Annotated in this window: 18 protein-coding genes; 14 read left to right on the plus strand and 4 right to left on the minus strand. The window is 46.9% G+C overall.

The window, feature by feature from the left end; all coding sequences use genetic code 11:
• Position 1: 1 nt before the first annotated feature.
• A complete protein-coding gene (locus tag Cabys_RS20160) occupies positions 2–157 on the plus strand; it encodes a hypothetical protein (RefSeq protein WP_006928155.1) in 156 nt (51 codons plus the stop codon).
• 271 nt (positions 158–428) lie between these two features.
• On the opposite strand, the gene Cabys_RS17045 is transcribed toward Cabys_RS20160, so the two are convergent.
• Positions 429–3,782: a WD40/YVTN/BNR-like repeat-containing protein gene (locus Cabys_RS17045; protein ID WP_006928154.1), complete on the minus strand. Its 3,354-nt coding sequence runs from the start codon at positions 3,780–3,782 to the stop codon at positions 429–431.
• Positions 3,783–3,987: 205 nt separating this feature from the next.
• Here Cabys_RS17045 and Cabys_RS17050 point away from each other — a divergent pair, with 205 nt between their 5' ends.
• A complete protein-coding gene (locus tag Cabys_RS17050; RefSeq protein WP_006928153.1) occupies positions 3,988–4,785 on the plus strand; it encodes a M14 family murein peptide amidase A in 798 nt (265 codons plus the stop codon).
• 669 nt (positions 4,786–5,454) lie between these two features.
• Here Cabys_RS17050 and Cabys_RS17055 read toward each other — a convergent pair.
• Positions 5,455–6,696 (minus strand): mechanosensitive ion channel family protein, encoded by a 1,242-nt coding sequence (locus Cabys_RS17055; protein ID WP_006928152.1) that lies wholly within the window; start codon positions 6,694–6,696, stop codon positions 5,455–5,457.
• Positions 6,693–7,388, minus strand: a complete 696-nt coding sequence (locus tag Cabys_RS17060; RefSeq protein WP_006928151.1) for a Type 1 glutamine amidotransferase-like domain-containing protein — start codon at positions 7,386–7,388, stop codon at positions 6,693–6,695. The genes Cabys_RS17055 and Cabys_RS17060 overlap by 4 nt, the downstream gene beginning before the upstream one ends.
• 365 nt (positions 7,389–7,753) lie before the next feature.
• Here Cabys_RS17060 and bcp point away from each other — a divergent pair, with 365 nt between their 5' ends.
• The 5 genes from bcp (at position 7,754) to Cabys_RS17085 (ending at position 11,953) form a co-directional block, all read left to right on the plus strand.
• Positions 7,754–8,263, plus strand: a complete 510-nt coding sequence (gene bcp / locus Cabys_RS17065) for a thioredoxin-dependent thiol peroxidase (RefSeq protein ID WP_006928150.1) — start codon at positions 7,754–7,756, stop codon at positions 8,261–8,263.
• Between the two features lie 398 nt (positions 8,264–8,661).
• Positions 8,662–9,690: a heat-inducible transcriptional repressor HrcA gene (gene hrcA / locus Cabys_RS17070; RefSeq protein ID WP_006928149.1), complete on the plus strand. Its 1,029-nt coding sequence runs from the start codon at positions 8,662–8,664 to the stop codon at positions 9,688–9,690.
• A 26-nt stretch (positions 9,691–9,716) separates the two neighbouring features.
• Positions 9,717–10,277 carry a nucleotide exchange factor GrpE gene (gene grpE / locus Cabys_RS17075; protein WP_006928148.1) on the plus strand — a complete coding sequence of 187 codons (561 nt, stop codon included), beginning with the start codon at positions 9,717–9,719 and terminating at the stop codon, positions 10,275–10,277.
• Positions 10,278–10,285: 8 nt separating this feature from the next.
• Positions 10,286–11,446: a molecular chaperone DnaJ gene (dnaJ, locus tag Cabys_RS17080; protein ID WP_006928147.1), complete on the plus strand. Its 1,161-nt coding sequence runs from the start codon at positions 10,286–10,288 to the stop codon at positions 11,444–11,446.
• Between the two features lie 42 nt (positions 11,447–11,488).
• Positions 11,489–11,953 carry a ComEA family DNA-binding protein gene (locus Cabys_RS17085; RefSeq protein WP_006928146.1) on the plus strand — a complete coding sequence of 155 codons (465 nt, stop codon included), beginning with the start codon at positions 11,489–11,491 and terminating at the stop codon, positions 11,951–11,953.
• Between the two features lie 508 nt (positions 11,954–12,461).
• On the opposite strand, the gene Cabys_RS17095 is transcribed toward Cabys_RS17085, so the two are convergent.
• Positions 12,462–12,791, minus strand: coding sequence for a hypothetical protein (locus Cabys_RS17095; protein ID WP_150109260.1), 330 nt, complete (start codon positions 12,789–12,791; stop codon positions 12,462–12,464).
• 281 nt (positions 12,792–13,072) lie between these two features.
• Here Cabys_RS17095 and Cabys_RS17100 point away from each other — a divergent pair, with 281 nt between their 5' ends.
• The 7 genes from Cabys_RS17100 to Cabys_RS17130 all read left to right on the plus strand — a co-directional run bounded on the left by Cabys_RS17100 (position 13,073) and on the right by Cabys_RS17130 (position 21,654).
• On the plus strand, positions 13,073–13,699 hold the full coding sequence (locus Cabys_RS17100) for a redox-sensing transcriptional repressor Rex (protein WP_006928138.1): 627 nt from the start codon (positions 13,073–13,075) through the stop codon (positions 13,697–13,699).
• Positions 13,700–13,714: 15 nt separating this feature from the next.
• Complete coding sequence (gene nuoE, locus Cabys_RS17105) at positions 13,715–14,194, plus strand: NADH-quinone oxidoreductase subunit NuoE (protein WP_006928137.1); 480 nt, start codon at positions 13,715–13,717, stop codon at positions 14,192–14,194.
• A gap of 7 nt (positions 14,195–14,201) precedes the next feature.
• Positions 14,202–16,154, plus strand: a complete 1,953-nt coding sequence (locus tag Cabys_RS17110) for an NADH-quinone oxidoreductase subunit NuoF (protein ID WP_006928135.1) — start codon at positions 14,202–14,204, stop codon at positions 16,152–16,154.
• Between the two features lie 14 nt (positions 16,155–16,168).
• Complete coding sequence (locus tag Cabys_RS17115) at positions 16,169–17,890, plus strand: NADH-dependent [FeFe] hydrogenase, group A6 (RefSeq protein ID WP_006928134.1); 1,722 nt, start codon at positions 16,169–16,171, stop codon at positions 17,888–17,890.
• Complete coding sequence (locus Cabys_RS17120) at positions 17,890–19,914, plus strand: [Fe-Fe] hydrogenase large subunit C-terminal domain-containing protein (RefSeq protein ID WP_150109259.1); 2,025 nt, start codon at positions 17,890–17,892, stop codon at positions 19,912–19,914. The genes Cabys_RS17115 and Cabys_RS17120 overlap by 1 nt, the downstream gene beginning before the upstream one ends.
• A gap of 202 nt (positions 19,915–20,116) precedes the next feature.
• Positions 20,117–20,512 carry a response regulator gene (locus Cabys_RS17125; RefSeq protein WP_006928131.1) on the plus strand — a complete coding sequence of 132 codons (396 nt, stop codon included), beginning with the start codon at positions 20,117–20,119 and terminating at the stop codon, positions 20,510–20,512.
• A complete protein-coding gene (locus tag Cabys_RS17130; RefSeq protein WP_006928130.1) occupies positions 20,512–21,654 on the plus strand; it encodes an ATP-binding response regulator in 1,143 nt (380 codons plus the stop codon). Before Cabys_RS17125 ends, Cabys_RS17130 begins: the two co-directional genes overlap by 1 nt.
• Positions 21,655–21,694: the final 40 nt, after the last annotated feature.

Below are 21,694 nucleotides of genomic sequence, written 5' to 3' on the forward strand. Positions count from 1 at the left end.
CATGCAAGATAAAATTCAAAGCGCTATTCAAAAATTAGAAAAATTCATCAGCGAAGTTGGCCTTATTAAGGAAAGAAGATTACAACTTCAAGAGATAGTTAGCGACCTTAAGAAGGTAAAAAAACAGCTTGGGAAAGCATCAAAATCCATCAAGTAAATTATCATGATAGACTTGTGATTTATCTCGATTTTAATTGAAATTTATCGCGGTTTGGTAATTTGCAGAGAAAAAGAGATTGAAATCCTTCTCCGTTACTAAAACATCCAGATTACCGCAGAATTTTCAAATAACGATTGTCTTGATTGGACTCTCCCACCGGCAAAGGATCGATATGGCAAACTGCCCGCTTCGATCAAATTCAATCATCAACCATCAATCATCATTTATCATTCATACCACCGGCCTGCTGCGAACAATTTTTAATGCTTCAGCGCATCAAAACCATCTTTTTAACCACAGTATGGTTTTCCGTTTGCAGGCGGTAATAGTAAACCCCGGAAGCCACCGGATTCCCCCTGTCGTTCCGCCCGTGCCACACGTAGCGATAGACATTTCCTTTAAATAAATTTTCTTGCTCAATTAAAGTTCTGACCAACTGGCCGGCGCTGTTGAAAATTTTTAAGGTAACCGGTCCGTTCTTATCCAGCGTAAAAGAGATGGTCGTTTGCGGATTAAACGGATTTGGATAATTGTTAAACAGCGCAAATTTAACTGGCTGCGTTTGATTGGCAATGGCTGTTTCTGTGGCAGGCGCTACTTTAAAATCGTCAATTATCCATCCCCAGCCTGTCTGATAGTCATCGGCAAACAATCGGAAACGTAGATAAACAATGTCGCCTTCATTGTAAAAGTCAGAAAGGTTCACCTCGTGTGTCCTGAACATATCCGGCGTCGGATCTGCAGATGCGTCGTAAGCGCTTCGCCAGGCAACATCAAAGCGACAATCATACGGTGTGATCAGTATATTCCAGTTTTCCCCGTCTTTTGAACCTTCCAGCGTAACGTAATCCCACATGCGGTAATCGGGATAAAAGTAGCCTACTTCGCCAGGCTCAACCAGCGCAATGTCTTTGTACGTTAAAATAGTTTTTTTCTTGATGATAATCGGGGGGCCAAGCGCAGTTATGTAATCACGTTTATTCAAATAAGGATGCTCGGTTTGCAGGGCGCTGTTCTCAAAATTCGCTGGTTTATCGATAAAAAAGTCGCCGTAAAAATCGCTAAAGCCGGAATTGAACGTAAACTCCGCGCTTTCCACCGCTTCGTAGATAAACAACGATTCTTTATTGGAAACATAAGGTTTACTGCCGGCAAAACCGATCACTTCAATTTCCAGATAATCCGGCGGCGTCACCTCCACCGTGGCAAAGGTGTCGATATAGGCCGACACGCTGCCCATAGTTGCCGCCACTGCATCGTTAATGGAAATATGCAGTGAATCGTATTGATAGCGCGTCTTAAATTGGATCTTCATCGTATGCTCAATGGGATGGGGCGGAGTCAAACTTCGCACAACGGGCGGACGGGCCGGCGCCACAATTTCCGGCAAATTTTCGTCATACAGCGCCCAGATGCCGCGCCCGTGAGTGGCCGCCACAATTTCCTTGCCAACAATCTTTAGACGACGGATGGAAACAGCAGGCAACGTACCTTCTGCCAGATTCCAGCTCTGCCCGTTATCGTTAGAGATAAAGAGACCGATATCCGTGCCGATCCAGATTTGCGTGGTGTCGTAAGGCAACCAGATGGCGCAATGCACCGGGATGTCCGGCAAATTGGCCGTAATGTCTTGCCAGCTTTGCCCCAGATCGCGCGTCCGAAAAATCTTACCATAACCAGAAACGCCAAACAAGGCCAGCGCAGAGGCCGAATCGACGGGATGCGCAGCCAGACCGGTTAAAAAGGCGTTGGGCGCATTGTCCGGCCGATTAACCAGTTGAAAGGTCCGCCCGCCATCGGTAGAGACATTAATATGATTTACCGATGAAGCAATCCAGACAATGTCCGACTGGACGGGCGAAACAGCTATCCTTACCCACCTGTAACCTCCCAGTTCAACGGAACGACCTGTCCATTGTCCGCCGCCATCTTCGGTGACAAAAATCTTATTCGTTTCCGAAATGGTAAACAATTTTTCCGGATTATTGGGATCCATGGCCAGCGGCGTATGAAACACATCGCTTTCGGGAAGGCCGTTATTAATCCCAAAAAAGCTATTGCCGCCATCGATGGATTTGAAAATGCGCGAATCATAAAGCGTGCCGTAAACAATGCCCGGATCATAACGATCCCAGGCGCAATCAAAACCGTCGCCGCCGATGGCTCTCGTCCAGTTGCTGTTGCTATTGGGTTCAATAGGCGAGATGTGCGTACCGTTGTCCTGTGTGCCGCCCACATATTGCGCCAGATGCGGATGACGATCGGCATCGTAGTATTGCGTAACATTAAACTGGTTGTTGCGCGCCTCCCAGTGGATACCCCCATCGTTGGAGTAAAAAACGCCGCCGTCATTGGCGCTGATTAAAGCAAAGCTGGAATCGGAACGAGGAATGGTCACCAGGCAATGGTGATCGGCGTGTACATAAGGCAGGCCATATCCGCCCCACCAGCTACTAATTTGTGTCGCGCTCATCCCATTGTTATTGACCTGAAGCTGGTAAAGATCGATTCCGCCGACGAAAACGATCTTTTTATTAAAAGGATGCACAACCAGGGTGTTGTCGTACCAGCCCTGGCTGCCCAGCCAGTTGGGCGAACTACCCAGATTGTTCCAGCTATTGCCTGCATCGGTAGAAAGGTAAAAGGCAGCCAGTTGGCCGCCCGAATTAACCGTGGCCGCGTAAAGGTAATTGGTGTCTGCTTCAGAAATAGCCATCTCCACACGGTAATGCTCTCCAAAAACGGAACTGATTTTCTGCCAGGTTTGGCCCATATCTACTGATTTGTAAATGCCATTGGTATGAATGGCAGCGTACAGCGTATTAAAATTGAGCGGATTGGCCACAATTTGCTGCGCGCGGTTGCCAACGTTCAGAACTTGCTCCCATGTCGTTCCTCCGTCCAGGCTGCGGAAAACGCCGCTATTGGTGGCGGCCAGTACGGTGTCTGGATGCAATGGATGCACCACCAGGCGATTGACAAAGCGAAATTCAGAATTCCCTGCCGTTGAAACGAGCTGCTGCCAGGTCTCGCCGCCATCGGTGGTTTTAAAAATCCCGTCGCCGATAACGTGATCGTAATTACCAAAGCCCTCGCCGGTGCCCGCATACAGGATGTCGGGCTGCGCCAGACAGAGGGCCAGAGCGCTAATCGAAATAACGGGCATATCATCGGTTAAAGGACGCCAGTGGGCGCCGGCGTCTTCTGTTTTCCACACTCCGCCGCCAACCGCTCCGGCCCACCAGATATCGGCATTTTGCGGATGCACAATCAAAGCGCGCGTACGTCCCCCAACATTGGTCGGGCCGCGTTCAATCCAGTTTAAATTGGCGGTTTTTCTTAATTGTAAGGGACGCGATGCCTGTTTATAAGCCTTAAAACGCCAGTTGCCTTTGTAACTAAACGGTTTGTCGATTTCCGATCGCAATAATTTTTCATAAAGCAAAGCCTGATCCGGCCGGTCGGTTTTATATTCTTCCTTTTCGCTCTTGCCCAGAACCAGGGCCAATTTCTGAGAAATACCTTCATCCTTTTCAAAAGATTGACCATTGTCCATTTTAATCAAATAGAAAGCGCCAATAATAAGCGCAAAACTTAAAATGATGAAAATTTTGCGATGCATGAAATACTCCTGATTGGTTGCGGATGGTCTAATTTAAACGCTTGATGTTCAATATTCAAATAAGCGCTGAATTTATTATGTTATTTTTGATTTAAATCATAAGGTGAAAAAGAAATCTTTAAACCCTTTTATCTTTCAGAATTGCAATGAATGGCGATCGCCCGTATTTTTAGTGCCGTCTAAACATTTTAAGGAGATGTCTTGTATGCACGCAAATTTTAAGGGCTTTTATGCGCTAATTGTACTCATCGTTTTCGCCTCATTTTATTTTGTAATTCTTCCCTACTTTCAAAAATGGCAATTACAATCGAAAACCATCAGGGAGTATGATCAATTAAAAGAATCAAATCTCCCATGGAAGATCCTCGGCTATTCCGAAAAAGACAATCCCATCTACGGTTTAGAGGTGGGCGCTGGCCAGGATACGGTTATCATTTTTGGCGCGTTCCACGGCGATGAACAGGTAGGCTTTCATCTGGTGCTTCAACTGGCCGATACGCTGTACCAAAACCCTTCTCTGGCTCGCTCCTTTGTTTTGCTGGTGCCGGTGGTCAACCCGGATGGCTTGCTGGCCGGTACGCGTACTAATGCCAACGGCGTGGATCTAAACCGCAACTTCCCCACCGAAGACTGGTCGCCGGTTTACACCAAAAAAAAATATTTCCCGGGTGTTGAAGCCGCTTCCGAAAAGGAGACCCAGCTGGTGATAGAACTCATCGATCGTTATCGCCCGGATCGCATCGTTTCCATTCATGCCGATCTGCGGATGAACAATTACAATGGCCCCGCTAAAACGTTAGCCGAAGCCATGGCCCAATACAATGGCTACCCCGTAAAAGGAGATGTGGGCTATCCCACGCCCGGCTCATTTGGCACCTTTGCCGGCAACGAAATGCAGATACCGGTTATTACGCTGGAATTGCCCGGCGTGGGTATTGAAGAAGCCTGGCAACAAAATTTTAAAGCGTTGCTTACAGCCATCAATTTCACATCGCAGAGATAACAAGAATTGTAAACCATAATATTGAAGTATCAGAAAAGTGTAAGAGTTTATTAGTTGAATAGTTAATTGGTTGAATGGTTTAATGGTTCTTTAGAGTCATTAGGTCAACCTGATAAATCCCTTTCCCGTCGGAAAAGGAAAACGGTAAAAGCGTTAGAGTTCAATAATTGAATAAAGCGCCTCGTTAGATTTAAAGAACACCTGCCGTGAATGTGACCAGCTGTCCCCCTGGGGCTGTCCCAAAAGTCGAAGAAAATGTATTTTTATAAATTTCTTCTTTCCCTCACCCCCTTTAATTCCCCCTCTCCCGATTTTCGGGAGAGGGGGCAGGGGGTGAGGGCTAATGTAAGGTTTTTCATGATTTTAAATAAATATACATTTAATTTCGCTTTTGAGACACCCCCAGACCTTAATTCTGGGAGTGGGGGGCAGGGGGTGAGGGCTACCACATAGTTGAATAGATAATTGGTTGAATGGTTTAATAGGCCTCCCGCCCTGCCACTCATCACCCGACTCGTCAGGTGATTGCCAGCTCATGGAAGGCCTGAAAATTTCACAAAAGTCCTTCATTTTAATATTATGAAAAAGCCTTCTCAGGCGTTAATATTTCAGAAATTTTAAAAAGCCGAGATCCGTAAGGCTAACTCTTTCTCTCAAACCTTTAGCCGCTCATCCCCGTGAATGAATTTGCGTGGTCAACTGCGCAAAGTCTTTTCCGCTTGGATTCTGGAAGATGCGTAGTTCAAATTCCGGAACCACGGCCAGCAGGTGATCAAAAATATCCGCCTGGATGGACTCATAAACTTCCCAGCGGATATCGTTGGTAAAAGCGTAAATCTCGATAGGAAGCCCCTGCGGTCCGGGTGGCAACTGACGGACCATTTTGGTCAATCTTTGATTAATTTTGGGATGACTTTTAATGTAGGCCGCGGCGTATGCACGAAAAGTACCAATGTTGGTCATGCGGCGCCCATTAACCATCACGCTGTCATCAATATTGTGTTCGCGATTGTAGCGTTCCAGCTCTTCAAGTTTATTTTTCACATAATCATGAATTAACTGAATTTTCAGGAAACGATCGATCATTTCCTGATCGCAAAATTTAATGGAATTTTGATCGATGTAAATCGACCGTTTAATGCGTCTGCCGCCGGCCTCTTCCATGCCGCGCCAGTTTCGAAAAGAGTTCTCTAAAATTTTATGCGTGGGAACAATGGTAATCGATTTATCCCAGTTTTGCACCTTGATGGTGTGCAGAGCAATATCGATTACGTCGCCGTCCGCGCCAAATTGCGGCATTTCAATCCAATCGCCCACATGCAGCAGATCGTACATGTTGATCTGAATGCCGGCCACAAACGAAAGAATGGTATCGCGAAAGATGAGCAAAATAATGGCCGTCATAGCGCCCAAACCGCTCAGCAGCATCCATGGCGGCTGGCGGGTTAAAATGCCAATCATAATAATGAAGGCCACAATGTAAACGACAATCACCACAATCTGCAGGTAGCTCTTAATCGGCCTTCTACGCGCGCGCGGTTTTAATTCGTAATAGCTGTTGCCGGCCATTAATAAGGTGGAAACCGTTCTGGCCGATAAAAAGGTGAGTAATAGATTTACGATGACATCCACCGTGTTGCCAATAAGCGGCAAAAGAAAAAGGAAGTTTTTGATAATGAGCAGGGGAATAAAAAACGCCAGTACTTCAATGACTTTGTGTTCAATAAAAATGTCGTCCAGCCGCGTTTTGGTGCGCGCGGCAAATTTTCGGGCTATTTTATTGCCCATGCGCTTTGCAGCCAGATATACAAGAAACGAACCCAGTAAAATAAGCGCCAGAATAAAAAACTCTTTAAGCAATGGCAGGTCGGTAAAAAAATCTCTGATGTTTTGAAAAAAAACGGTGTTCATGCTTTTTCTGCCTCGTTTTCGAATTTAAAGTTCTTCGGTAATAAAAGCTGACTTTTAAGCCGCTCGTTTTCCTGCTCAAAGAGCCAGGCCGGCTTGTTAAGAGCTTCGATGGAATGATCAGGATGGTACAAAACGCCTCCGCCAAAAGGAATGCCAATCCCGTGAACATACGGATTCTTTAATAAACTTAAGGTCTGCTTCAACCTCGACCAGTTTTCCGCTTGTTGATGCACGTCAATCACAAAGGGGATGCATTTTAACATGGGCTGCAATTGATCGTCCTGATCGGAGAAGGCCAGCCCCAGATGAATGGCTCCGGCCGAAACGCCAATTAAATAGGCCCCTGCGTAGTAACGCTCCACAATAATCGCGGCCATACCAGTTTGCTCCAGAATTTTCCAGCCAAAAAGAACGTCGCCGCCGGCCAGCAAAATGATATCGGCCTGACTCAAAAAATCCCGTTCTGTTTCGTTAAATTCTTTTTTGATGTGCCGGCACTCCACGGAAGAAAATCCGCGCATGGCCGCAGTAAAAATCTGAAAAAATTCTGGCCGATCATCGTTTGCTGCCCCGATGTAGGCCGCCCGGCCGCCGCTTATCTGTGCCAGGTAGTTTTTTAAAAAAGATTGGCCGCCATACTGCTCGAAAAGAAGCTGACTGTCTGCTAAAAGTAAGGCCGCTTTTTGTTTCAATGCTACGCTCCGCAATTTCTTAATAAATTATAATAATTTTTAAATGATGCAAGTCGGAATATTAAAATTGAACTGAATGTCCCCCAAATTTTTTAAGATTACAATATTTTTTCTAAAATTATTTTTACAACTCACCCCCTAATTTCATACTTACTAACACGTTAGGTATGCTCTTTTCCCCCTCTCTTTGCAAAAAGACTCACAGAGCAAGGCGGGGGAATGAGGTGAGTTTTTCATACATTCAGCTAATGTATTCCCTTAAATATCAATCGATTATAAGGTCTTTGTTTGAAATTTTGGGGGACATTCAGGGAATATTAAAATTGAAAACTCTGTTGATACTATTGTAAAGAAAAGGAGACATTATGAAATGGCTATTCAGCATCGCTTTTATTTTAGCATTAAGTACACTGCTGTTCGGAGGAGATATTTTGAAGACAGGAAGTAAAGCCCCGGATTTTGAACTGCCCGACAGCGAAGGAAAAATACATCGTCTTTCCGATTATCGAGGGAAGATGGTAGCGCTCTATTTTTACCCTAAAGATTTTACGCCGGGCTGCACGGCAGAGGCCTGCAATTTGCGCGATAATTACGATGCCTTGCAGAAAAAAGGCCTGGTGGTTTTAGGCGTAAGTTTCGATAAGCCCGAAAAACATAAGGCGTTCAAAGAAAAATACCAGCTTCCTTTTCCACTGCTTTCGGATACCACAAAAAGCGTGGCCGATAAATATGGAGCTAAAGGGACTTTTACCGGTTTTCTGTTTGCCAAACGGATCACCTATTTAATCGACGAGCAGGGAAATGTACTGCATGTGTTCGAGAAGGTAAACGCCGGAAACCACGCGCAGCAGATTCTGGACTTTCTGGAAAAATAACGTGCCGGTTAAAGGCAGACCTTTGGCCGCCATATAAAAGCGCATACGTTTTAAAATGATTAGCTGCTACAAAGCGACATCTGTAACTTTCCGCATTAAACACGATCTAACTTTATGACGCATTAACGCAAGTCAAATATTTCGAAGCCTTTGTAAAAACAGAAAAATGACGAGATACTCATTCCCCACACGACCCTGAAAGGATTCCCTGTGGGGAACATGATATTTACAGCGACAACAATTATTGTTCGTAGGTAACGTCCCTTGAAACGGGAGGACGACTCCTGTTATGTTTTCAAAAAAAGAATTTGAAATCAGTGTTAAGTTAAGCTATCTTGACACATATTAACGGTTTAATTTAAATTAAAAAACACAAACGAATTAAGTTGCAAAAAACCATGATGCGTTTAAACGATCGGGAAAAACAGATATTAAAGGCGGTAATTCAGGAGTTTATCGATACGGCGGTACCGGTGGGGTCGGCGCAGATTTCACAAAAATCAAGCATCGATTTAAAGCCGGCATCGGTGCGCCGTATTATGGCCACCCTGGAAGAAAAAGGCTTGCTCACGCATCCGCACACTTCGGCGGGACGCGTGCCCACTTCGCTGGGGTACCGTATTTACGTTAACGAACTACTCAAAAAAAGTAAGTTAACTGAGCATCAGGAAAAGCTTATTAACCAGACTATTGATGCGTACGATGGCGACGTGCAGCTTTTTATGAGTAAGGTCAGCGCCGTACTGGCTAAAATTTCCAGACAGGTGGGCATCATCGTTACTCCTAAATTTTACGAAGCGGTTCTGGAACGTATTCATTTAATCCCGGTTTCTTCGACGCGAGTCATGGTCATACTGGCCGTAAAAGATCAACAGGTGCGCACCATTTTGGTGGAAGTCAACCATCCGGTGGATAAAGAAGATTTGCATCGCCTGGCGCGTAAAATAAACCGGCGATTTTACGGCAAAACATTGCGCGAAATTAAGAATTCGTACCCCCATCTCATGTCCGATCTGAAGTCGGAAAAAAGCGGCCTGGTGCGCTTTTTCAGCAGAACCGCCGACCGCATCTTTGACTTTTCGCGCTATGAAAATTATTGGCTACACGGCACAAATTATTTAATGCACCAGCCGGAATTCAACGACGTTCAACGCGTTTCGGGGTTAATTCAGGTGCTGGAAGACAAAGATCATATTTTCCACTTTATGGAAAAGCGAGAACAGCCGCCCGGAATCAAAATAACCATCGGCCGGGAAAACGAGCTGGCAGAAATGCGCGATTGCAGCGTAATTACTTCTACCTACAAGGTTGGCGATATCTGGGGCGTGGTGGGGATTATTGGCCCCATGCGTTTGCGTTATCAGAAAGTTATTCCGGTAGTAGAATTTATGGCTTCTGCAATTACACGGAAACTGGGAATGGCATAGAAATTTAAAAAAAGGAGACATAGAAAATGAGCGATCAGGAACAGGTGAAAGAAAAGGTCGAACAGGAAACGAAAAAATCATCTTCTAAAAAACATACCAGCAAAGAAAAATATGAAAAAAAGATCAAAGAACTGGAAAAGAAAATTCAGGAATTAGAAGAAGAAAACAAAAGCCTGAAAGATCAAAACTTGCGGCGAATTGCAGAATTTGAGAACTTAAAGCGTCGCAAAGATAAAGAGTTCTTGAATATTCTGCAAAACGCCAATGAAGAATTGATTCTGGAACTTTTGCCGGTTATCGACGATTTTGAACGATTTTTGGCCCACGTTAATGACGAAAATCAAAATGTCGAATCACTAAAACAGGGCGTGGAGCTGATTTACAAAAAGATGATGCAAATACTGGAAAAACAGGGACTGAAGCCCATCGAGTCTGTTGGACATGAATTTGATGCCGAAAAGCATCAGGCCTTAATGCAGGTAGAAACAGACCAATACGAAAGCGGATACATCGTAGATGAACATTTAAAAGGTTACACATTAAACGACAAGGTGATTAGACACGCGCAGGTGCTGGTCGCTAAATAGGTGAGAGAATGGCAACAAAGAAAGATTATTACGAAATACTGGGAGTGGATCGCAACGCCACGCAGGATGAGATCAAAAAGGCCTACCGAAAATTAGCCGTTAAATACCATCCAGATAAAAATCAGGGCAACAAAGAAGCCGAGGAGAAATTCAAAGAACTCGCCGAAGCGTATGCCGTTTTGAGCGATCCGGAAAAACGCAGACGCTACGATCAGTTTGGCCATGCCGGCGTGGGCGGCGCCGGGCAGCAGGGATTCGATTTTACGGATTTCGACCTGGCCGACGCTCTGCGCCAGTTTATGGAAGAAGGCTTTGGATTCGGTTTTGGCGATATTTTCGGCTCTTCTCGTTCCGGCAGCAGAAGAAGACGCGTCACACGCAAAGGCAGCGATCTGCAAATTAAATTAAAATTAACTCTGGAAGAAATCGCCACAGGCGTCACTAAAAAAATAAAAGTGCGTAAAAAAATAGCCTGCCCGGAATGCAACGGAAGCGGTTCTGCCAAGTACAGCAAAACGGTAATGTGTCCGGTGTGTCACGGCAGCGGCGAAATTCGCCAGGTGTCGCGTTCGCTCTTTGGGCAGTTTGTAAATGTGACCACCTGTCACCGCTGCAACGGCGAAGGCCAGGTTATAGAAAATCCCTGTCATTCCTGCCACGGCACGGGATTGATCGACGGCTCAAAAACCATCGAAGTTAACGTACCGGCAGGCGTTTCCACCGGCAACTACATCACTCTGAGCGGAGAAGGCAATGCCGGTGTGCGGGGCGGGCAACCAGGCGATCTGATCATTTACATTGAAGAGGCGCCGCACCAGATTTTTCAGCGCCAGGGCAACGACATTCTGCTGGCTTTGCCCATTAGTTTTCCCACGGCCGCCCTGGGGGGAACCGTTGAGGTTCCTACTTTAACCGGCAAGGCCAAATTGAAAATCGCACCCGGGACGCAGTCCGGGAAAATACTTCGCATGCGCGGTAAAGGCATTCCCTACCTGCGCAGCGCGGGCAGCGGCGACCAACTGGTGCAGGTACAGGTTTATGTGCCAACCAAACTAAACGAAGAAGAACGGTTATTACTGCAAAAACTGGCCGAATCCGAAAACCTGGATCCGTCCAAAAGTACGCATAAATCCTTTTTCGATAAATTCAAGGAAGCGTTCAAAATTTGATGCCAGGGATGGCCTTTTGAAAAAGAAAGAAAGGCCATCATCATGAGTTTAACCCCTGCCGAACGACGCGCTCTACTGATGGTGGCGCTGGTATTCGCCATCAGCGCCTTCATACAGTGGGTAAGACCGCATAAGGTCACCACCAAGCAGTTTGATTATACGCTGCAGGACAGCCTGTTCCGGGCATTGTCCGCCGATACGCTGCAAAAAACGACAAGCGTACCTCAGGCGCAAACCGCCCCAAAACGCAACGTCAAATCCACCAAAAAGAAAAAAGAAGTCTTAAAGCCCAAAAGCATCGACATCAATACCGCCAACGCCAGCACGCTAATCAAATTGCCGCGCATCGGCCCCAAAACAGCACAGGCGATTATTGATTACCGCACAGAACACGGGCCCTTTAAAAGCATTGAAGAACTGGACGAAGTAAAAGGCATTGGCCCTAAAACCATCGAAAGGCTGCGACCCTTTATCATAATAACCATGCCGGACAGCACAGGAAAGTAAAAATGAGAGTTCTAAAGAGCTTGCTCTGCGAGCGCACAAAATCCTTTAAGTCTGTACAAAAAAACATTCAGTCTGACAATTGGCAGTCGCCTCTGACCTGCCGCCGCGGAATCGCAGACGAAATCAGCAAAGCCGTAACCAAAATCAACCACAACGCAGGCAAAGTAATTTTCTCGCAGATTACGTCAATCATCGTAGAAAATGTTTAAACAAACTGTTTTGAGACTAAAGCTAAGCAAATCGGCGCTATTTACGCCCGGGGCTGTCCCAAAAGTCAAAGAAAATGTATTTTTATAAAGTTTTTCTTTCCCTCACCCCCTTTCCAAGAAAAAGAGTCTGGGAGAGTAGGAAGAACTGTTCGTTGGAAATTTTTCTCCAATGATGTTCAATATTTGCGCATTTGCAAATTTCTATTCAACCATTCAACTAATTAACTATTCAACCAATACAGCAGCACAAAAATTTTCAAATCCCGCCCGGGCGGGATTGATCTTTCAAAGGAAGTATCCTAAACCATTGCAGCGCGCAGTTTATTTTTCATCTTTTTAATCTCTTTTCGCACTTCTTTCAGCTTTTTATAGTCTTTGGCTTCAATGGCTTTATCGCGCTCCACTTTTAGCATCCGTATTTTACGTTTGATCTCTCCTTTATTGGCTAAAGTGGAAACATGATGCTCGTGCATGTCAATATTCATCGCCTTGCACAAAAGCTCAATCAGGTGCTCTTTGTTCAGTTGCGTGTATCCCTGAACCGCTTCCTGATTTTCAAAAGCGGCTGCGATTTCCCGTAACTCAGCTACAGTCTTGCGCTTTAAGTCCTGGTAAGTATATTCCATCACGAATCCTCCTGTTGGTTTAAAATTTATGTAATCAACCTATTATTCCAGGTATGTTCATGCTGCTTATCTTCCCGACTCTAAGCTCCTTCCATCTTTCCTTAATTCGTTGCGCATTGGCATTAACAAATTCGGTAAATATTAAGGAATTTTAATCTTCTATTCAAGTTCCGCGCTAAAAAGTTTTTTTCGGCCAATATGACCATTTTTTATTTGCATTGTGAAATTGTTCTCTTTATATTTAGTTCTGTGAATCAATTCACATTGTGAGAGGAATAACACTCATGCATCGAGCAAATTTACCGGAAAAAACCGTTGAACGTACCATTTTATACAAACGCCTGCTGCTCAACTTGCAAAAAAGCGGGCAACAAATGGTCTTTTCATATCAGTTGGCTCAACTTGCCGGCAATTCCGCAGAACAGGTACGCCGCGACCTGATGCAAATCGGTTTTTCCGGCAATCCCAAAAAGGGCTACGTCATAAAGGACATGCTACAGGCCATCGAAGCGGTTTTAAACAACCCGTTTCAGCAGCCGATCATTTTAATTGGGGTGGGCAATCTGGGTAAAGCCATTTTGTCCTATTTCACGTACCAACAGCCTCATATTAACATCGTCGCCGCTTTTGACAGGGATCCCAACAAGGTTGACCGCGTTATTGCCGGCTGTCGCTGTTATTCCACAGACGCCCTGGAAGAGATCGTCGCCAGAGAGAACGTTCGACTGGCCATCCTTACCGTGCCGGCCTCTCACGCTCAGGAAATAACAGACCGGCTGGTTTATCTCGGAATAAAGGGCATTTTAAACTTTGCTCCCGTTCCGCTCAAAGTGCCGGATACGGTTATCTGCGAGCAGCTGGACATCATGTTACAATTGGAAAAACTTGCTTTTTTAACACAGGTAAAATGATAGAAGAGGTTAGCGATGCAAAAAGCGAAAAAAAGAGAAAAAATATTTCAATCCGTAAAAGAACCCAAAAGAGAGCACTTAATTCCTCTACTGCAGGAAATTCAGGAAAGCGAAGGTTACATCTCGCCAGAAGCAGTTAAGGCGCTGGGGCAGTTTTTGAGACTCCCTGCCAGCAAAATATACGGCGTGGCCACATTTTACAACCAGTTTCGCTTTAAGCCGATCGGTAAATATCATATTCAGGTTTGTCGGGGCACGGCCTGCCACGTAAAAGGCTCTTCCAGCGTAATGCAGACCCTGGCGCACGAATTTCACCTGAAGCCCGGCGAAACCACGCGAGATGGTTTGTTCAGTCTGGAAGTAGTAGCCTGTCTGGGCGCCTGCGGTCTGGCTCCGGTCGTCAGCATTAACGGAGAATTTTACGCCAACATGACCGGCCCCAAACTGGTGACTTTGTTACGCAAATTGCAACGAAAAGAAACGCAAAACAATTGAGGTCGATATGCGCAAAGATCAATTGCAAATCCTAAAACAGATGCTTTCGCTGGAATTTATCCGGCATGAATCCGAAAATGGGCAAAACAAAGAATTACAAATTAAAATTAACCAATTAAAAAACAGTCACTCCCCCATTCCCGTTTTTTACGTTGGCGCTGGCACCTGTGGACTGGGCGCCGGAGCCGACAGGATGATGCAGCGCCTGGTCTCTTACCTGACAGAAAATGAAATCCAGGCTAAAGTAGTAGAAGTCGGATGCATCGGCTTATGCTCGGACGAACCTTTACTGGATGTGCAGCTACCGGGCAGAACACGACTGATTTTTAGAAAAGTAACCGAAAACAATGTCATTTCTATTGTAAAAGCCGTTTTACAGGGGAAAATTCCACTGGAAAATCTGCTGGGGCAACATACATCTCAGGAATTAGAATCATGGGCGAACATCCCTTACCTCCATGAACATCCCTTTTTTGCCCCTCAAAAGCGTTGGGTCTTGAAAAACTGCGGTTTGCTTGATCCAACCAGCGTAGAAGAGTACATGGCTTACGGAGGGTATCAGGCTCTGGCCCGTACCCTCCAGACCATGACTCCCCTGGAAGTTTGTGATGAAATAGAAATGAGTGGATTACGCGGTCGCGGCGGCGGCGGATTTCCTACCGGCCGCAAGTGGAAGTTTGCTTTAAACACGCCGGCCGAACAGAGATACATGATTTGCAACGCCGATGAAGGCGACCCGGGGGCCTTTATGGACCGCGCCATTATCGAAGGCGATCCACACCGCGTTCTGGAAGGACTGATGATCGCCGCCTATGCCATCGGCGCCACCAAAGCATACATCTACATTAGAGCAGAATATCCGCTGGCCATTGCCCGACTGAATAAGGCCATAGAACAGGCCCGGGAGCTCGGTCTTATTGGCGAAAATATATTGGACAGCGGGTTTAATTTTGACGTTACTATCAAAAAAGGAGCCGGCGCCTTTGTGTGCGGAGAAGAGACAGCGCTGATTCACAGCATCGAAGGCAAACGCGGCATGCCGCGCCCCCGTCCGCCCTACCCGGCCGTAAACGGACTGTTCCAAAAACCGTCGGTTATCAACAATGTGGAAACCCTGGCCAACATTCCGGAAATCATCTTGCAGGGCGCCAGCGCCTTTGCTCAAATCGGAACCGAAAAGAGCAAAGGCACCAAGGTATTCGCCCTTTCCGGTAAAATTGAACGCACGGGTCTGGTCGAAATTCCCATGGGCACCCGTTTGTGGGAGCTGGTGTTTACCATTGGCGGCGGAGTCAGCGACGGTAGAACATTCAAAGCCGTGCAAATCGGAGGCCCTTCTGGCGGTTGTATTCCGCAAGAGCATCTGGACATTCCCATCGACTACGAATCGTTGAAAGCGGTTGGGGCCATGATGGGTTCCGGAGGTCTGGTGGTCGTTGACGACAAGACCTGTATGGTCGATCTGGCCAAATTTTTCATGGATTTTATTCAACGCGAGAGTTGCGGAAAATGTATTCCCTGCCGCGAAGGCACGCGCCAGATGTTGGAAATACTGAACATTATCTCCAGAGGACGTCGTTCGGAAAGCGGCTACGATGCGCTGGAACGCATGAAAAGCATCATGTACCTGGAACGGTTGGCCGAAGTGATCAAAGATACCAGCCTGTGCGGGCTGGGGCAATCGGCGCCCAATCCGGTGTTAAGCACCTTACGCTGGTTCCGCGACGAGTACGATGCGCACATTTACGAACGGCAATGCGCGGCCGGCGTGTGCGCCGAACTGTTGACCTTTGAAATTATTGCGGACAAATGCAAGGGCTGTACCTTGTGCGCCTTGAAGTGTCCCACGCAAGCCATTTATGGCGACCGGAAAGCGCCGCACTACATCGTCAAAGAAAAATGTATTGGCTGCGGCACCTGTGTTGAAGTTTGTAATTTTGACGCAATCATCGTCAAATGAAATTAGGAGACGGCATGTTTACTGTTGAAATCAATGGAAGAAAAATAGAAGCCCGAAACGGCGAAACCATTTTAGACGTATTAAATCGCGCAGGCGCTAAAGTCCCCACTCTTTGCCATCTAAAGGGGCTTTTCCCTTCCGGGGCCTGCCGCATCTGTTCAGTTGAAGTAGAAGGTTTCAACACCTTAATTCCCTCCTGCGCCTATCCGGTTCAGGATGGCATGATCATTAAAACCAATACCCCGCGCGTGGTTAAAGCGCGTAAAACGATTATTGAATTATTGCTGGCCAACCATGTACAGGATTGTCTGTACTGCGTTCGCAACGGCGATTGCGAGCTTCAGGAATTAGCCGCCGTTTACGGCGTTCGCGAACGACGCTATCCGGCCGGTCCGGAAAAACGCCCGGTCGATGTATCTTCGCCGTCAATTGTTCACGACCAGAATAAATGTATTTTATGCGGAAAATGCGTGCGTACCTGCGAAGAGATTGTGGGCGTGGCGGCCATTGATTTTGTACATCGCGGAAGTAAAACCGTAATCGCGCCGGCCTTCGAGTTCAATTTGAATGTCTCTTCATGCATTGGCTGCGGACAATGCGTTCTGGTTTGTCCCACAGGCGCTCTGCGCGAACGCAGCTCACTAAAAGAAGTAACGGACGCCCTGCAAAATCCTGAAAAATTTGTGGTGGTGCAACATGCGCCGGCGGTGTCCGTAACCCTGGCCGAAGAATTTGGCTTAAAAGCGGGTAGCGATGCGGATCGCCTGCTGGTAAACGCCTTAAGGCGCCTGGGCTTTGACCGTGTTTTTGACACCGCTTTTTCGGCCGACCTGACCATCATGGAAGAGGCCTCGGAGCTGGTGGAACGCCTGCAAAATGGCGGCAGCATACCCATGATGACCAGCTGTTCCCCGGGTTGGGTAAAATTCGTGGAACAATTCTATCCGGAATTCATCCCCAACCTTTCCACCTGTAAAAGTCCGCAGCAGATGATGGGCGCGGTCATTAAAAACATTTTCGCCCGCGAACAGGGCATCAGTCCCGATAAAATTTTCAGCGTTTCCGTCATGCCCTGCACGGCTAAAAAGTTTGAGGCGGAGCGCCCCGAATTTTCGCACAACGGTTACGCCGATATCGACGCCGTTTTGACTACCCGGGAGTTGATTCGTCTGATTCGCATGTACGGCATTGAGTTTGATTCTCTAAAACCGGACGAGCCAGACTTACCGTTTGGCAAACGCAGCACGGCCGGTAAACTGTTCGGCGGCACAGGCGGCGTAATGGAAGCCGCTTTAAGAACAGCCTACTTTCTGATTACCGGAAAAGAACCGCAAAAGATTGTATTTGAAGAAGTGCGCGGCTTAAAAGGCATTCGCGAAGCCCGCGTCAAAATAGCGGATATTGAACTCGGCGTGGCCGTGGCCAACGGAATTCAGAATGCGAAAGCCCTGCTGGAACAAATCAAAGCCGGACGCGACGATCTGCATTTTATTGAAGTAATGACCTGCCCGGGCGGCTGCGTCGGCGGCGGCGGTCAACCGTTTGACACCTGTCCGGCAAGCATTCGCACACGCCTGCAGGCATTGTACCAGATCGACCGCAATGAAGCGGTGCGCGCTTCCCATCAAAATCCGCTAATTCAAGAACTTTACGACCGGTATCTGGAACGGCCGTTAAGTCATCGCAGCCATGAGCTGCTGCACACCAAATACACAGAACGGGATGTGCTAATTTAATGGGAACAACCATGGAATTAATTTACACTGAAAAAGAGCGTTGCCGTGTTTGTTACACCTGCGTGCGGGACTGTCCGGCTAAAGCCATTCGGATCCGCAACGGCCAGGCCGAGGTGATTACCGAACGCTGCATCGGCTGCGGAAATTGCGTTAAGGTGTGCCGCCAGCAGGCTAAACAGGTTTACAATTCCATTCCGGAAACGCTAAAGCTGCTGGAGTCGAAAAAAAACACGGCCGCCATTTTAGCTCCGAGTTTTCCGGGCGAGTTCGTGGATTATGACCCGGAACAGGTTGTCTCCATGGTGCGCGCTCTGGGATTTAAGTATGTAAACGAGGTGGCTTTTGGCGCCGATTTAGTGGCCGCGCAATATCGGCAACTAATTAAACAAAACGGTCAAAAAAGCTACATCGCCACCACCTGCCCGGCGCTGGTCACCTATGTTAAAAAATACCATCCGGCCCTGGTGCCCTATCTGGCGCCTATTGTTTCGCCTATGGTAGCCACAGCCAGAGCCTTAAGAAAAAAATACGGGCCGGATTTAACCATTGTTTTTATCGGACCCTGTTTCGCCAAAAAAGCAGAAGCGCAGTGGGAAGAAACCGGCCATGACATCGACGGCGTGCTAACCTTTGCCGAGTTGCGCCGCCTTTTTGAACTAAAAAAAATAAACGGCCAAAACCTTCCGCCCTCAGATTTTGATCCGCCCTATCCCGACCTGGGCATGATCTTTCCGGTAACGCGCGGGCTGGTTCAAACATCGCGTTTAAGCGACGACATCATCGCCGGCGAGGTGATCGCCACAGACGGCAAAATGAATTTTGTGCATGCCATTAAAGAATATGAAAAAGGCGAATTGCAAACGCGCCTGTTAGAAGTGCTCTGCTGCACCGGCTGCATCATGGGGCCGGGCTTCAGCCAGGAAAATCCATACTTTTTACGGCGCACGGCGGTCAGCAAGTACGCCAGCAATCGCTTACAGATTAATCGTCAGCGCATGTCAGAGGCGGAATGGCAGGAATATTCTTCTTTGAATCTTTCCATCTCCTTCGAACCAGAAAATCTGGACGATCCGCTACCCACCAGAGAAGAAATTGAATCGGTTTTACGACGCATGGGTAAAGAGAAGCCGGAAGACGAGCTGGATTGCGGCGCCTGCGGTTACGAAACCTGCCGCGAACACGCCGTTGCCATTTTAAAAGGCCTGGCCGAAAGCGAAATGTGCCTGCCCTACACCATCGATCGTTTAAAATCGTCGTTACAGGAATTAAATCTTTCGCACGAGCAATTAGCTTCCACCCGTCAGGCGCTGATCAACGCCGAAAAGCTGGCCAGCATGGGGCAGCTCTCGGCCGGCATTGCCCATGAAATCAACAATCCGCTGGGCGTCATTCTTCTTTACGGCAAAACCATGCTGGAAGATTGTCCGCCGGATTCGGAAGAATATCAGGATTTACAAATGATCGTCGAACAGGCCGAACGATGCAAGAATATTGTTTCTGGCTTGCTTAATTTTGCCCGTAAAAACAAAGTTAACCTTAAACCGACCAATGTGCGTGATTTAATCGACCGTTGTCTGAAAACCATCATCAAACCAGATAACATTCAGATCGAAGTAGAGCACCGCCTGAAAACGGAGATTGTGGAAGTGGACGCCGATCAGATCATTCAGGTGTTGACCAATTTGATCAACAACGCCATTGAAGCCATGCCTCAGGGCGGCGCCATTCGTATCCAAACGCTCGACCATCAAAATGAGTGGCAAATCATCGTCGAAGACAACGGTTGCGGCATCCCGGATCACATTCTGCCTAAAATCTTTGAACCGTTGTTTACGACCAAAAAAGAAGGAAAGGGCACCGGTCTGGGCCTGGCCGTTACTTACGGAATTATTAAAATGCATCACGGCAAAATTGACGTGTGGTCCAATGCCGATCCGCAAAAAGGCCCCACAGGAACGCGTTTTACCATAACGCTGCCCAAACAGGGAGCCTGGCAGACCATTTTAAATAGCGATAAACATTAAGACGCATCATGGAGTCCTCCTCAAACGGGGAATGCAAATTCCCCGCCCCCTTGCGGGGGAAGGAGATAAAAAAATTGAAATTCTGGGATTTAAGGTACGGGAGTATCCTAAATGTTGATAAAACAGAAAACTGAAAGTTGAATTTTGATAATGCTCCCGTTTGAGTTAAAAAATCTAAAAAAATTTCGGAAAGGCGCTCAAGATGAGTGAAAAGAAAAAAATTCTGATTGCAGACGATGATTTTGATATGTTGGAACAATTAAAAATGCAGCTGCAGGCCAAAGGCTTTGAAGTGATTGCCTGCGAATCGCAGGTCGAGGCCGAAAGCCAGCTGGAACAATTTAAACCGCACCTGGCCATTTACGATTTAATGATGGATGACGTGGATAGCGGTTTTGTGTTAAGTTATAAAACCAAAAAGAAGTACCCGGACGTTCCGGTAATCATCATTACGGCGGTAACGCATGAAACCGGTTTAAAATTCGACGTTTCAACCGAAGAGACCAAAAACTGGATTAAAGCCGACGTTATTTTAAACAAAGACATTCGTTTTGAACAGTTGTTCAAAGAGATCAATCGTTTATTAGGAGAAGACTAATGCAAGCGCTTAAAGTGCTGGTGGCCGACGACGAAATCGGCATGCGAAAAGGCGTACAAAAAGTTTTAAAAAAGGCCCATTTTAAATTAGAAAAGCTGGATCATGAAATCCGTTTTGAAATTTTAGAAGCGGAAGACGGACGGCAAACCATTGAACTACTACAAAAAGAGCCCATCGATTTGCTGCTGCTGGACTACAAAATGCCCGAAGTCAGCGGACTCGAAGTGCTGGAATGGATAAAAAAGGAAAAACGCGACGTAACAACCATCATGATTACCGCCTACGCCTCGCTGGATGTGGCGGTTAGCGCCACCAAAAACGGCGCGTTTGATTTTTTGGCCAAACCGTTTACGCCCGAAGAGCTACGCACGGTCGTCGAAAAAGCCACACGCAACTTAATCGCGCAACGCGAGGCCAAAAGGCTGGCCGAAGAAAAACGGAAAATTCGCTTCCAATTTCTATCGGTGCTGGCGCACGAATTAAAAGCGCCCATCGCCGCGGTAGAAAGTTACCTGAGATTGATGCAGGGGCGAGCCGCAGGAGAAGAGCTAAAAAATTACGACCACATCATCAGCCGCTCGTTAATCCGCCTGGAAGGCATGCGTAAACTGATCTTTGACTTACTGGATTTAACGCGCATTGAATCCGGCGAAAAAAAGCGCGAACTGCGCACGATCGACCTGGTGCCCATCGCCAAAAATTCCATCGAAACGCTAAGCGTTCTGGCCAGCGAACGGGACATCGAAATTACGCTCAAGGCGCCGGAATCTCTTAAGCTGACAGCCGATCATAGCGAACTGGAAATCATCTTAAACAATTTGATCTCCAATGCCATTAAATACAACAAAGATCATGGAAAGGTAGAAGTAATCTTAAAAGAAAGCGATTCGCAGGTCATTATCCAGGTTTCCGATACCGGCATCGGCATGACGCCCGAAGAACAGAGCCGTTTATTTCAGGAATTTGTGCGCATTAAAAACGAACAAACGCGCAACGTTCTGGGCAGCGGACTGGGACTATCGATTGTTAAAAAAATTGCTCAACTTTACAACGGAACGGTTTCCGTAAAAAGTGAAAAAAATGTTGGCAGTACGTTTACTGTCGCTTTGCCGATCCAACAGGAGCAGCAGGTAAAAGAGTAAACCGGCTGGCGACACGCAGGCAAAGCGCGCCCAAAATACT

This window comes from Caldithrix abyssi DSM 13497, assembly GCF_001886815.1.
Classification (GTDB): Bacteria; Calditrichota; Calditrichia; order Calditrichales; family Calditrichaceae; genus Caldithrix; species Caldithrix abyssi.